Annotated in this window: 9 protein-coding genes and 1 pseudogene; 6 read left to right on the top strand and 4 right to left on the bottom strand. The window is 45.0% G+C overall.

Annotated features, from left to right (window positions below; translation table 11 throughout):
- The first annotated feature begins 13 nt into the window (after positions 1–13).
- Together glgP and ppiA are read left to right on the top strand one after the other, a co-directional pair.
- Positions 14–2,461: a glycogen phosphorylase gene (gene glgP, locus PCO85_21185; protein ID WJV53624.1), complete on the top strand. Its 2,448-nt coding sequence runs from the start codon at positions 14–16 to the stop codon at positions 2,459–2,461.
- A gap of 230 nt (positions 2,462–2,691) precedes the next feature.
- Positions 2,692–3,270, top strand: coding sequence for a peptidylprolyl isomerase A (ppiA, locus tag PCO85_21180; GenBank protein WJV53623.1), 579 nt, complete (start codon positions 2,692–2,694; stop codon positions 3,268–3,270).
- 36 nt (positions 3,271–3,306) lie between these two features.
- Here the strand turns inward: ppiA and PCO85_21175 are convergent, their stop codons facing one another.
- The 4 genes from PCO85_21175 to PCO85_21160 form a co-directional block, all read right to left on the bottom strand.
- The gene (locus tag PCO85_21175) at positions 3,307–4,431 is read right to left on the bottom strand and encodes a diguanylate cyclase (GenBank protein ID WJV53622.1); all 1,125 of its coding nucleotides are present in this window, start codon (positions 4,429–4,431) and stop codon (positions 3,307–3,309) included.
- 1,047 nt (positions 4,432–5,478) lie between these two features.
- Positions 5,479–6,741 carry a right-handed parallel beta-helix repeat-containing protein gene (locus PCO85_21170; protein ID WJV53621.1) on the bottom strand — a complete coding sequence of 421 codons (1,263 nt, stop codon included), beginning with the start codon at positions 6,739–6,741 and terminating at the stop codon, positions 5,479–5,481.
- Positions 6,742–6,908: 167 nt separating this feature from the next.
- A complete protein-coding gene (locus PCO85_21165) occupies positions 6,909–8,045 on the bottom strand; it encodes a polysaccharide lyase (GenBank protein ID WJV56165.1) in 1,137 nt (378 codons plus the stop codon).
- A gap of 904 nt (positions 8,046–8,949) precedes the next feature.
- Positions 8,950–9,510, bottom strand: a complete 561-nt coding sequence (locus PCO85_21160) for a GNAT family protein (protein WJV53620.1) — start codon at positions 9,508–9,510, stop codon at positions 8,950–8,952.
- A 661-nt stretch (positions 9,511–10,171) separates the two neighbouring features.
- Here PCO85_21160 and PCO85_21155 point away from each other — a divergent pair.
- The 4 genes and pseudogenes from PCO85_21155 (at position 10,172) to tnpB (ending at position 14,639) form a co-directional block, all read left to right on the top strand.
- Positions 10,172–11,362 (top strand): tyrosine-type recombinase/integrase, encoded by a 1,191-nt coding sequence (locus tag PCO85_21155; protein ID WJV53619.1) that lies wholly within the window; start codon positions 10,172–10,174, stop codon positions 11,360–11,362.
- A 583-nt stretch (positions 11,363–11,945) separates the two neighbouring features.
- Positions 11,946–14,108, top strand: coding sequence for an AAA family ATPase (locus PCO85_21150; protein ID WJV53618.1), 2,163 nt, complete (start codon positions 11,946–11,948; stop codon positions 14,106–14,108).
- 88 nt (positions 14,109–14,196) lie between these two features.
- Positions 14,197–14,499 carry a hypothetical protein gene (locus PCO85_21145; GenBank protein WJV53617.1) on the top strand — a complete coding sequence of 101 codons (303 nt, stop codon included), beginning with the start codon at positions 14,197–14,199 and terminating at the stop codon, positions 14,497–14,499.
- Positions 14,493–14,639 (top strand): annotated as a pseudogene (tnpB, locus tag PCO85_21140) (IS66 family insertion sequence element accessory protein TnpB). Before PCO85_21145 ends, tnpB begins: the two are co-directional and overlap by 7 nt.
- Positions 14,640–14,645 lie beyond the last annotated feature (6 nt).

Genomic DNA, 14,645 nt, shown 5'->3' with positions numbered 1-14,645 from the left:
GGAAAGGAATATTATGAACTCTCCGTTTATTTATAATTCACCAACACTCAGTGTTGAAGCGCTGAAACACTCTATCGCTTACAAACTTATGTTTACCGTCGGTAAAGACCCCAGCATTGCTAATAAGCACGACTGGTTGAATGCGACATTGTTGGCGGTGCGCGATCGGATGGTAGAACGCTGGTTACGTTCCAATCGGGCTCAACTGTCCCAGGATGTCCGGCAGGTTTATTATCTGTCGATGGAGTTTTTGTTAGGGAGAACCCTATCTAACGCACTGCTGGCGATGGGGCAATATGACGATTTGAAAGCCGCCCTGGATGCCATGGGATTGGACCTGGATGAGCTGCTGGAAGAGGAGTATGACCCAGGGCTGGGGAACGGTGGTCTCGGGCGTCTGGCTGCCTGTTTCCTGGATTCGATGGCGACCATGGCACTGCCGGGGCGCGGCTATGGTATTCGCTATGAATACGGTATGTTCAAGCAGAATATTGTTAATGGTCGTCAGGCCGAGTCGCCGGACTACTGGCTGGAATACGGTAACGCCTGGGAGTTTGTGCGCCATAGCACTCGTTATAAAGTGCGTTTTGGCGGACGTCTTCAGCAGGAAGGCAGCAAAGTCCGCTGGCTGGAAACGGAAGAAATTGTTGCCTGTGCCTATGACCAGATTATCCCCGGTTATGATACCGATGCCACTAACACCTTGCGGTTATGGGCCGCGCAGGCCAGTAACGAAATCAACCTGGGTAAATTCAATCAGGGTGACTACTTCGCGGCGGTGGAAGATAAAAATCACTCGGAAAATGTGTCTCGTGTACTTTACCCGGATGATTCCACCTATTCTGGCCGTGAGCTACGTTTACGCCAGGAGTATTTTCTGGTTTCGGCGACAGTGCAGGATATTCTCATCCGTCACTGGATGATGCACAAAACCTATGACAATCTGGCTGAAAAAATTGCCATCCATCTGAATGATACGCACCCGGTGCTGGCTATTCCGGAGCTGATGCGACTGTTGCTTGATGAGCATAAATTCAAATGGGATGCCGCATGGGAGATAGTGACCAAAGTATTCTCCTACACCAACCACACCCTGATGAGTGAAGCGCTGGAAACCTGGCCGGTGGATATGCTAGGTAAAATCCTGCCGCGTCATCTGCAATTGATTTTCGAAATTAATGAACAGTTTCTGGATGATGTACAGGCACGCTATCCTGATGACAATGAATTATTGGCTCGCGTCTCCGTTATTGATGAAACGCATGGGCGGCAAGTGCGTATGGCCTGGCTGGCAGTAATCTGTTGCCACAAGGTCAATGGCGTCTCCCAGTTACATTCTGATCTGATGGTGCAATCGCTGTTTGCGGATTTTGCCCGGCTTTTTCCGGATCGTTTCTGCAACAAAACCAATGGTGTCACGCCGCGTCGCTGGTTGGCGCTTTCCAATCCGGCGCTGTCCAAAGTGTTGGATGACTCTATTGGACAAACCTGGCGTACTGACCTTAGTCAATTGGACGATTTGAAACAGCATATCGACTATCCGGCTTTTATTCAGAAAGTGCGCAAGGCCAAGCTGGAGAACAAGAAGCGGTTGGCGATTTATGTGGCAGAGCATATGAATGTCGTGATTGATCCGAATGCGCTGTTTGATGTGCAGATCAAACGCATTCATGAATACAAACGGCAATTGCTAAATGTATTACACCTGATCACGCTGTATAACCGTATCAAAGATGACATGGACTCGGAGCGTGTGCCGCGTGTGGCTATTTTTGCCGGTAAAGCGGCGTCGGCATACTACAGTGCCAAGCACATTATCAATCTGATCAATGATGTGGCGAAAGTGGTTAACAATGATCCATTGGTGCAGGATAAACTGAAGATCATTTTTATCCCTAACTACAGTGTCAGTCTGGCACAGATTATCATTCCGGCTGCGGATCTTTCGGAGCAGATTTCGCTGGCGGGTACGGAAGCATCCGGCACCAGCAATATGAAATTTGCACTTAACGGCGCACTGACAATTGGTACGTTGGATGGTGCCAATGTGGAGATGCTGGAGCATGTGGGCGAAGATAATATTTTGATTTTCGGTAACACGGCTGAGCAGGTGGAAGAGTTGCGCCGCAATGGTTACAACCCACGGATTTACTATGATCGTGATGCAGAGTTACATCGGACGCTGACGCAAATTGCCACTGGCGTTTTCAGCCCTGACGAACCGCATCGCTATGCTGACCTGTTCGATTCACTGGTGAACTTCGGTGATCACTACCAGTTACTGGCGGATTACCGCAGCTATGTGGACACACAGGACAAGGTGGATGAGTTGTATTGCGATGAGGAAGAATGGACGCGTCGTACATTGCATAATATTGCCAATATGGGATATTTCTCTTCGGATCGCACTATCCAGGAATACGCTGACGAAATCTGGCATATCAAGCCGATTAAGCTGTAGTTTCTTATCATGGAAACTATCCCCCGCGAAAGCGGGGATAGTTCATATTGGTGAGGTGATCCATTTGCCATATTCCTGATTTTTACGGTTTACCACATCGATAAGTAGCCATTTTTTCTGTAGCCTGGTCCTTGATACTGCGTAAAAAAAGGTAAATGGGTAGCGCTGGAGCATAGGGCTATTTACAATCATTACGCTTTCAGTGCTTGGCTCTCAAAAAGGAATTCTTCATGTCAAAACGTATACTGGCAGCGGTCGCAACGGTTCTTTCTTTAACCGCATTTTCGCCCGCGTTTGCTGCAACCTCTACCTCTACTTATGTGCTGCTTACTACGTCAGCCGGGAACATTGAATTGGCGCTGGACAATCAAAAAGCACCAGTATCTGTGAAAAACTTCGTGAATTACGTAAATAGCGGATTCTATAACGGCACAACGTTCCACCGTGTTATCCCTGGTTTTATGATTCAAGGCGGGGGATTTGACAGCAATATGAAACCGAAGGCGGTTAATCCGGCGATTAAAAACGAAGCGGATAACGGTTTGCGCAACCTGCGGGGTACGATCGCTATGGCGCGCACTGCTGAGAAAGACAGTGCCACCAGCCAGTTCTTTATTAATGTTGCGGATAACGCTTTTCTGGATCATGGTCAGCGCGATTTCGGTTATGCGGTGTTTGGCAAGGTCGTAAAAGGGATGGATGTGGCGGATAAGATTTCTCAGATGCAAACCGAAAATGTCGGTCCTTATCAGAATGTGCCCACCAAACCAATTGTCATTCAGTCGGCAAAAGTTTTAAAAAATAAGTAATTAATGATTCTGGCAGGAAGTTCGCTTCCTGCTTGGTCAGGGCGGTGTGGTGAGATTTAATTTTTGATCTTCAATCAGCATATGCTGGGCGATGACTTCGTAAACGATATAGTGGAATAGTTCTATGCTACTGATCTGCCCTTGTTGACAGCACGCTATCATCTCGTCAACTTGTGCAAGCAACTTATTGTGTATAACGGTATGTGATGCTGCCTTCGGATGATGTTTGTCCCACAGGAACGACTCTTCATCCTGCATGTGCCGTCTAATGTCATCGGCCAGTCTGCTGGCATACTCAATCAATACCTCTGACGAAGATTTTTGCAAAATCAGTTGCAGGAAATCATTAGCCTTATCAAAAAGTAAACGATGCTGCATGTCTATTTCCGCGTAACCTGTTTCGTAGGTGCTGCGCCAGGTCAGTGTAACCAGATGAGAGTCTTTCCTGTTTATATCGTCCTCTTCTGTCGTTTCAAAGATTTCCAGCTCCACTCGGTTACGTCCATTGGCTTTTGCCCGGTAAAGTGCCGCATCAGCTCGCCCAAGCCAATCTGACCAACTGTCTGTCGATTGACCGATGGCGATGCCAATGCTGGCTGTTATCTGAATCGAGTTGGGGAATATCTGTGTTTCCAGCGAGGAAAGAATGCGTTCCGCTGTTTCTATGGCGCCAGCCAGTCCAGTGGATGGCAATATTGCCACGAATTCTTCACCCCCCCAGCGCCCCAGTACATCTGTTGTCCGCAACGATTGCCAGGCCGTATTCACAAAGCCGCATAGTACGGTATCTCCAGCCGCATGCCCGAATTTGTCATTGATCTTTTTAAAATTATCCAGGTCGATCATCAACAAGGATACCGGGTGCCCGTAGCGTTCCAACCGAGCCATTTCCTGCTGGGCGATTTCCTGAATGCGGATGCGGTTCCAGCATCCAGTCAGATTATCTTGTCTTACCATCAGACTATTCAGATGATCTGACCGATCTTTTGCCATCATCATCATCCCGTTGACCACAAACATCAGCGTAAGGATATTGGAAAAATTGAAAATAAAATGATGAAACGAGTTGTTGAGCAAGCTATCTTGTTGATTATTTTGAATGATGGTGGTTACCAACCGTCCGACCAGCGCCAGTAGATTGATACCTAAACCTAACACCATCAGATTTCTTCCCCTTGAAGGCTGCGAAGCGTCCTGAGACATGAGGTAGTAGATAATAATTGCGCTTTGTATAAAAGAAACCGCGGCATTAATTAGCAGCCGTGAATATATACTTTCTATAACCAGGCTGAATGCTATCAGAATGAAAAGAATAGGTCCCCAGAGCACCCAAGATGGGACTTCACGTTTTTGAAAGCGAATGACGGAGAGTAAAAGCAGAGAATAACCCGTTGTCACGATGGTATTGGCGAGCACAATAGAAATAACATCAGGAACGTGGTGTCGAAGCAGTAACAAAGATAAGCCACAGGCAAAGAAAATCATAGACCAGAAACAAATCTCAAGCCCTTGATCATTCTGGCTGTGAACAAACCAGCGGACGCAGATGGCGAGAATAAGACAGATGGCAATGAGCATCATAAACATAGTTGGAATATCAACTTTCATCCGTCACCTCAAAGTGAAAATCAAAAAATACTGTTATTAACCTGCGCACGTTATGAAATATTGAGATGGTGCGCTCATCGGTAATCATGCTGAATGTCCCGTCACATCAAGGGATGCTGGTTAGATCTGGTTATACTCTGTAATTCATCGTGGTGCCGTTATCGACTGAAGGATCTGGAACCAGAACAGAGACAGCAGATCGTGTCGCCTTTGCTCAAACCCGGCAATATAAGTGTGTGGTTGGTATTAGGCCCGTTGTTCGTTCCTGCTAAACTATATGATGTGATTCAGGCTACGTTTTTATCGGCATATATTGGCATGTCTGTACTGTTTTCCAATGGTTTAATGTCAATATCTGGTGTAAAAGATGCAAATTGGCTGAAGATGTAAGGTTGCTTACAGCAAAGGTACATATCTGATGTTTGTGTGATATCGGTGGCGAGCTGGCAGATGCATCTGATTGGCAATATTGTTTTTAAGCCTCAGATATCCGGGCATACCGCACCGAGGAGGCACTTCCCCTGATAGCTGAACATTGCCAGCCTCAGGGGAAACCATGAATGGTTCCCCCTGGTTGTGTTCAGGTATGGCGAATCGGCATTATTCCAGTGCTTTTGCCATGGTTTGCAGCCATTCGTCTACATTACTGGATGGTACTGTCAGTGTGTGTTTGGTCGCTGTTGCCGTGGGATAGCCGCCGACATCATTCTGGCTGTCGATAAAAGAACCCGTGCGCTTCTGGAAGTTACTGACAATGCGTTTATCCACCGCATCGCGATCCAGTGGACGCGCCCCTGCCTTTTGCGTGACCTGATTGACTACGGAACCAGAACGGATGGTGGTCAGCCCGGTAGGCCAGACCGGCGCGGATTTCAGCAGGCTGATGCCAGTGCCAGAGGTCTGGGCCACAGCGTTCCCCGCAGTATCATAAGCCAGGTTATCGCTCATCCAGACATTACCCCCAGTGGTATTGCTGCCGACCAATGACAGACTGGATTGGGTGTTTTTACCGTGATACATCACGTTACCTACGATGGCGACTTTTGGCTTATCGGGCAGAGTACGTCCTTCCCACTCACTTTGTATCGCCCCCATCCGAATGGCCCATTTGCCGGGATTATAGATCAGGTTATTGACGATAACGCCAGTGGCGTTGCCCTTAAACCAGGGATTGCGTTCGTTATTCTGGGCATAGAGGTTGCCGATAATGGCGGCATTGGTCACGTTATCATGAACCAGTGTTCCCATGGAGTGGATGCCCTTGGAATGGCTGGAATCATAAAGGCCTTCGGCGATGATATTGTTTGAAAAAGTAACATTATGGGCCGTACCTGACTGGCCGTCGTAACGGGGGCCGGAAACCGATAGGTTTTCGTCAGTTCCCCAAGCGAAACTGCAATGATCGACCACGACGTTATAGGCGCTGGGGCCATAAAGAGAGACGTCTTTTTCAAAACCGCTCTTCTTGGCGTGGCCTGCGTCACCAATGCGGAAGCGGATGTGTTGCATCAGTACATCGTGCGTTGAAATGGACATACCGCCGCGGATCAGCGTAATGCCTGGTGATGGCGCGGTTTGACCAGCAATCGTCACAAAGGGTTCTGTTAGTTTCAGGTCATGTTCATCCAGATCAATGATTCCACCAACTTCGAAAACAATAATACGCGCGCCTTTTGTGGCCAGTGCTGTACGCAGTGAGCCCGTGCCAGTGGAGGCGAGAGTGGTGACACGGATAATCTTGCCGCCGCTGCCAGCCACAGTATCGGTACCAAATCCTTTTAAGTCAGGCGCTGCGGTTGTTGCAGCGTTAGCCGCCAACACGCAGGTGCCAAATAATACAGCAAATAAAAGATTACATTTCATCGCTGTTTACTCCAGGGTAGTGTTTTTTTCATAAAAAATGAGCGAGCTGATATCGCCCGCTCAGGTCACATCTATTCGTTATCTGCCCGGATAAAAGCGTCGTACTCACAGTATCAGTTGTGCAATGTTCTCTGCCGCCATGAGATCGATTCCGGGCGGGGAACGGTTTAGTTACAGGCTGAACTGGTCAAGGTTGCCAGGTTCTTGCTGACACCAGCATAGTTAGCCAGTTTGTTTTTCACGCACTGGGCACTGACCGGGCTGTAGCTGTAAGGAATGCTGGACGGGTAGGCCCCGGTGGTGGTCCAGCTGTCTGCGTTTACATAAGGCTTGGTATCGGCAGTCCAGGTAATGTTGTAGGTAGTGAAGTCGGCAGGTTTGGTAATGTTGTTGTTACGCAATTCCCACTTGCCGAAATTGGAACCATCATAACGGGACGTTACCGGGTTTACCGTGTTTTCAAACCAGTTGCTCTCGATCAGCGCATTACCATTTTGACGCACGTTCAGACCCGAACTGGTGACATCGGTATACAGGTTGTTGTAGGCATGCACCAGACCACCACGTTGTAGTGGCAGTCGGGAGTTGACGTCGTTGTAGATATTGTGGTGATAAGTGATGTTGCGCTTTGCCGTATCTGACGAGCTGAATCCTGCCAGACCCACTTTCTTAACACCATGGATGTAGTTGTAAGACACGGTAACGTAGGTTGAGTCTTTTTTGATATCCACAGCCGATTCAAAGGTTGTATCACCGTCTTTACTGCCATCACATTCATGATTGGCAGCAAACAGTTCGTTATGGTCAATCCACACATTAGGGGATCTATCAATGCGGATCATATCGCCGTCACTGGCCCCGCCTGGCAGATAACCGATACGCATGTTCTGTACCACCACGTCGGAGGATTTTGTAATCCAGATCCCGAAGTTGGCGGAAGAACCATTGGCACCGATGATAGTGATGCCTTTGGTGAACTCTTTGATTTCCACTCCGCGGGCATCTTTTGCTGACTGGGCGCAAATGTTGGCGGCAGCAGCATTGATCAGCGAGTCTTCATTGCCGGTGTAGGTGATGATCAGCGGATAGGCACCGGTTTTGACTTTCTTGCCAGCGGAGTCGTATCGGGCAGCAGCAATGATATCGATAATATCTTGCATGGATGATGCTGTTTTACTGACTGCACCGGTAACGTTACCGCCAGCGGTGGTGGCATAACCACCGGTTGCTGTACTTGCGGCAAAGACGGGTTGGCATAATGCCAACAACAGCCCCGCAGTTATAGGTTTGAGTAATGCTTTCATGAATAGTGTTCCTATTTTTTCAAAGGTATTTTCGGGCATTTATCGTTCCACATGCCCTTGAGGTAGGTTGTTTCGGCACGAAATAGGTAAGTAGAACCGAAGTATGCTGACCAACCACACACAGTTTTAGCTTAAAAAAGGAACAATTCAATAATTAAAACGATGTTTCATTATGTGTTTTGATATTAATTTTCAGAGATTTGATGGGCATCACTTTTATTGGTCGGATGTCTACGCACTGAAGCATATTATTTTAATAATTAATTATTTTTTAATTTTTTATGGTGATTATTTTTATGTATTAAGTATCGTGACTCCGATTGGTTTGTCTGGATGGTTTTACTGGCGAGTGCATGATGATTCCCTCTTTTATCATGTTAAAAATAAACAGTGTGAATACCAGTATGTTTGAATCAGTTGCACGAGTATGGATCGCTAAAAAAGCGCCGGACTGATCGCCATATTATTTACGGCAGATTGAACGTTTTTTCGTTGCCAGCATTTTTCCCACTATTATCGGCAGATTATTGATTCGCCATGTGAAGGCTGCACATCTGTTTGACATTATCAGGCGTATTGAAGAACGGTGTACGAATTACTCAGGAAGTACAACTAGATAATCTAGCCAGTGGTTTGGTGTGTATTTCAGTCAAGGGAGAGGGTGACTTATAGACGTTTGCGGTGTTGCCAAAGCTCGCTGTTGGCACTATGCAGTCCGCAGAATTCATCTCTTAGCGCTGATACTGTAAATCCTGTGTAAGTCGTGGGTTTGCCGATTTCGGCCAGGCATTGGCTAACTCCTCGGATATTCCAATCCAACCTCGTTTACTTTCGCCTCTCACCCAATGCTTAAAGTGCCAACTACAGGATATTAATTCCTTGCCTGATGCAAAGGCGTCGGCTGCTACGTCCCTTCAGCTACCTGGCTGGCAACCAGCCACTCTTTTTTGAGCAGGGCGTAGACGAATGTGTTGTCATATTTTTCATTGCCGTCTTCCGCTACAAACGAGACAAATTCCATAAAACATCCTTCCTGGCGCATATGAAGGCGGGTGCAAAGTCTCTGCGACGCCAGGTTGTAGTCTTCAACATAGGCATACAGGCGTCTGGCTTCTCTTTCAGTAAACAAATAATGAAAGAGTCCCGCGACGGATTCCGTAGCAAAACCCTGACCTTCATAATGCTGGTTAAAGTGCCAGCCCACACTCCAGGTATTCCGATCCGGCTCTTCACTATTATTGGCAAACAGATGGCCGATAAGCCTGTCTGTCTCCTTAAGGCAAACGGCGAACTGGCTGGCATCATGAGCTCTTTTGTTAACCTCTTCTTTTGCCTCTGCGAAAGTGCTGAGTTTCTCATCATGAAAACAGGGTGTGCGTGGCGAAGATAGATAATCGAATAGCGCCGACGCGTCTTTGTCATTAAATGCGCGAATGATAAGTCGCGGCGTAGTGGTGATGATCATGAAGCCTCGTGTTGATCGGATGATTTTTTGCGGTTTATCATAACATTCCTCCGGTTGGATTAAATTCCACCGGGCAGGTGTATTCAATATTTCAGGCCATATTTTCCCGACAGCCTGCTTTTGGCTACCTCTGGCTACCACTCTTCTATTGCAACACATGTGCTCTGCCTAACATGGAACCCACGAAAGCCTTTATGGTCTGTTCTAAGTGCAGGAGGTTGATGTGGCAGTATCTCGATGTATGACGGGCGTTCTGGCGTATGTTTTATACTGTTCCTGCCTTCCTACCATGCTTTGTGGCTATCAACAATCAAGCGTTGATGACATCAATTGCTGTCACCCCTTTGCTAGTAGATGCGGGTACAATGGCCTGCGTTAGATCCGCTTAATTAGAAAAGTATCAGAAAAAATGGTGGGTACTATTGCGAGTCTCACAAGCAAAGTTATATTTTCGATATTTATCAATAATTTAGGTTTGATATGCTGCTACTAATTGATAACTGCCATCGAAGTCCATTGGCGTTTATTGCCCTCCATGTTTTGGTTCAATCTCATTAAATTACAGTTAATTACCGTTCATTGGTGGGTGAGATAGTCCATTGTTATCCACGAAAATTGCGGGTATCTTTGCGGGTATCGTTTATCTGATACCCGCAATTGTATGCCGCTGACTGATGCAAAAATTCGTAGTACCAAATCGACCAATAAACCGATCAAGCTGGCTGATGGTGGTGGCCTGTATCTGGAGGTTCGCCCGTCAGGTTCAAAACTGTGGCGTTACCGATACCGTATTGCAGGAAAAGAAAACGTATTTGCTCTGGGAGAGTATCCAACACTGAGCCTTGCCGAAGCCCGCGCTGAGCATGATAAAGCCAGAGCTTTGGTCAAACAGGCGATACATCCAGCACATCAGCGCCAGTTAGAACGTATGGCGAGCCACAGTGCTAACGCGAATACGTTCGAAGCTGTTGCGCGTGAGTGGATCGATAAAAAGTCACCAGACTGGACACCTTACTACTTACGGCAGGTAGAACGCTTCTTAGCTGCCGATGTATTTCCTGTCATTGGTAAGCTGCCAATCAAAAGTGTGAGAGCGGCCCACCTGCTTGAGATCATCAAACGTATTGAAGGGCGGGGGGCGGAGACGGTTGCTTTGCTGATAAGGCAGTGGTCTTCTGCGATATTTCGTTACGCAGTAGCAACACTTCGCGCAGATAGCGATCCGGCGGCTGCGCTCAAAGGCGCAATACGCCGACCTAAAGTTGAGCATCATAAACCTCTGTCGCGTACTGAAATTGCGGATTTCATGCAGGCACTGAATCGCTATGGTGGCTATCGCACCACGGTGATTGCCTTAAAATTGATGTTACTGACGTTTGTCAGAACTGTTGAGCTTCGCAAAGCAGAATGGCGGGAATTTGATCTGGATGGTGCTGAATGGCGAATCCCTGCCGGAAGAATGAAGATGCGAGAAGAGCATATTGTCCCGTTATCAACGCAGGCGATTGTGCTGCTACGGGAATTACAGACATACACTGGCGGACGTGGGTGGTTGTTCCCAAATTATCGTAACCCACAGGATTGCATGACGGCGACCACCCTTAATCGTGCGCTTGAGCGTATGGGGTTTAATGGCAAGGATAGCATCGGTTTTTCCGCGCACGGCTTTCGCGCTACCGCATCAACGATTTTAAATGAAATGGGCTACCGCCCGGATGTGATCGAACGCCAGCTTGCTCATACTGAGCGTAACAAGGTACGAGCGAGTTACAATCGTGCGGTGTATTTGGATGAGCGTCGGAAGATGATGCAAGAGTGGGCGGATTTTGTTGGTAATTTGCATTATATATGATTTTGGTTGTTTGAAGTGGGCGACACAAATTGGTCATACGACATAAGCGTTTTTCTAGAACCACTATACGTCCGCTTCGGCACGGAGCGGACAAGCCCATGAATAACACGTCTGCTGTGAGCGAGGAACGGACCTTGCAACTTCGTCGGCACACTTTTAATACCTATTTTTTGAGGGTAGTTAGAAAACTTGTGGCATAAAGGCTCTGCTACTGATCGTACTTTTGAATGAAACTGGGTCTACCCGAATGCAAAATACAAACCGAGCCGTCAACCTTTTCGGTGAATAAATTAGTTTACGCTTATCCTATACGCCTTAGATTCTTTAAATTAAAACAGACTAACTAAAATGGAAAATAAAATTTATGATGATTGGTTAACATGAAAGATAGAAAACAGTAAAAACCACACTTTCAATTAACGGACACCCTCTCTTGCAATGAAGAGAATATGACGCCGCAGTAGCAGGGTAATATCTTGTGTATCTACGTCGAAAAATATCACTCTCTTACTTGCTTAGAACCCTCATAAGAGATACTTTATCAACCTTGGGTCTTTAGTCACGAACATCTAAAGGGCAAATCATGATAAACAATATAGTGCTAAATGAAGTTGCAAGTTACAAATCAAAATCAGAGTTAAATACTGATAAAAAAGTAAATATTATTTATGGTTTAAATGGAACAGGTAAAAGCACTCTCTCCAATTATTTCTATGACATAGAGAATAAAAAATATCAGCATTGCTCTCACTCAGGTGAGTATGATGAAGTCCTTGTCTACAATCAGAAATTCATTCTGGATAACTTTTATGCAAAGGATTCTCTAAATGGAATATTTAGTTTATCCAAAGAAAATAAAGAAGCAAAAGAAAAGGTTGAGAGCCTTACATTAGAAATAATAAAATTATCTGATGAAAAACGTGAAATTGAAAATGAAATTACAGCACAAAAAACCACTATTTCTGATGCAAAAAACAAAGCTCAAAATAAAACATGGGAAATTAAAACTAACTATTCAGGTGGTGATAGGGTCCTTGAATTTTGTTTGTCAGGAAAAATGGGAAGTAAAGAATCATTATTTAACCATCTTTGCTCGATTCCTTTACCTAATCCTAAGCCATCAAAAAACATCTCTAACCTAAAAGAAGAAGCAAGTGCGGTTGATGGCGAGACAGCAATTAAATACAGCATGTTAGAGAAAATTGACACCATTGAATTATCATTCGATGAAGTGGAATTGCTTCAAGATATCATTGTGGGAAGTACAGACAGTCCCGTCTCATATCTTATAAGTAAGCTTCAGAACTCAGATTGGGTAAATGAAGGGCTAAAATACTTAGAACAAACAGGAGACTCCCAGTGTCCATTTTGTCAATCTCAAACTATAACTGAAAACTTGGTTCAGCATATTCGTAATTATTTCGATGAGACGTATCAAAATAGTGTGGAAAAAATGAACTCCATTCAGACTAAATATAAGTCATTGATTGACAGCATTCCTTTACTGGATACTTATAAAGAATGCAAACTGTCTGCCAATTATATAATTAAATTAAGCGACCATTATAACCAATTAAGCAAAGATACAGAGAACAACCTGGAACTAATAAAGCAGAAAGTAATAAACCCCAGTAATCCGGTAACTCTGACTGATATATCTAACTCTGTTGATAACATCAATTCACTAGTGGAATTAGTGAATGCTGAAATAACCACACATAACTCCAAAATAGACAATGCAAAAGATGAGTTAGAAAAAATAAAGATATCGTTCTGGCAGATATTAAGGCATGAGTATGATCAAACAATTTTAAATTTCAACGATATAAAAAAAAGTGCAAACAATATCATCATTCAAAAAAACACAGAAAAAGATGGAAAAGAAGAAATAATAAAGGCTAAAGATGAAGAGCGGATTGAATATCAGAAATCCACCGTAAATATAGATGAGGCAGTATTCAACATAAATCAAGGTTTAAATGATATTGGAATCACTGATTTTTATATCGAAAAATATGAAGATGCTCTTTATCGCATAGTACGCAATGAGTCTAATTCTAAAATATTCTCATCATTAAGTGAAGGCGAAAAAATGATTATCAGCCTTTTATATTTTAGAGAACTATTCAGAGGAAAAAGAATCGCTACCGAGGGTAAAACGAGAAAAATAGCAATAATCGATGACCCTGTATCAAGCTTATCACATATTTTTGTCTATAACATTGGCCAACTGATAAAAAATGACTTCTTTAACTCTGATGAAATAGAGCAGGTATTTGTTTTATCTCACAGTCTGTATTTTTTCTATGAACTTGCTGATGCAAACCATGAAAGAAGAAAAGAAACTCAAAATTTATTTAGACTTTCTAAAAACTCCAATGGCAGTTCAATTAGCTTAATGAGGTACGATGAAATACAGAATGACTACCAGTCTTACTGGTCAGTAATCAATGATGACAAACAACCCCCGGCCTTAATTGCTAACTGCATGAGGAATATAATTGAATACTTTTTTAATTTTGTACAAAAAGCAGATTTAAGCAACGTTACTCAAAAACCGGAGTTAAAAAAACCACGATTTCAGTCCTTTATTCGCTACATAAACAGAGAATCACACTCATTAGGACAGAACATTTTTGACTTCAAGGAATTTAACTATAATGATTTCAAAGAGGGGCTTAGATTAGTATTCGAGCATACGGGTTATTCCGCACATTATAAAAAGATGGCAAAAATAAAGAACTAAAACGTAAGCGTCCGGCGAACTCGTATTGTTAACAAAACTCTGCTGCCACATGCTTCCCTCATTCAATACAACGAATCGGAGGTGAAATATGGCAAAACGGTATTCTCACAGTGAGCGACAACAGCATCTCGATGCCTGGCAACAGAGTGGATTAACCAAACAGCACTATTGTCAGCAACACGATTTGAACCCTGCCACCTTTTATTATTGGCTCAAACATCATCGCAATGACGCTACCGTGACCGTTCCCGCCGCCTTCATTCCAGCTCGCCGGGTTCTGCCTGAGAATAATGACGCCGACACCGTGACGCTCAACCTCCCCAACGGCTGTTCGGTCAGGTGCCTTCCCGCTCAGTTGCGGGCCGTGATGCAGGCCTTGTCCCTATGCTAACGCCGCAGCATATCTGGCTGGCGCGAGAGCCCGTCGATATGCGTCGGGGGATTGATACCCTGACGCAATATATTACCGACCACCTGCACCAACCCTGGCAAGGGGAAGCCGCTTTTGTCTTCTGCAACGTAAGGGGTCGGTGAACT

The organism is Prodigiosinella aquatilis (genome assembly GCA_030388725.1).
Classification (GTDB): domain Bacteria; phylum Pseudomonadota; class Gammaproteobacteria; order Enterobacterales; family Enterobacteriaceae; genus Prodigiosinella; species Prodigiosinella aquatilis.
Note: the sequence above shows the minus strand (reverse complement) of the source record. Positions and strands in the feature narration are given on the sequence as shown.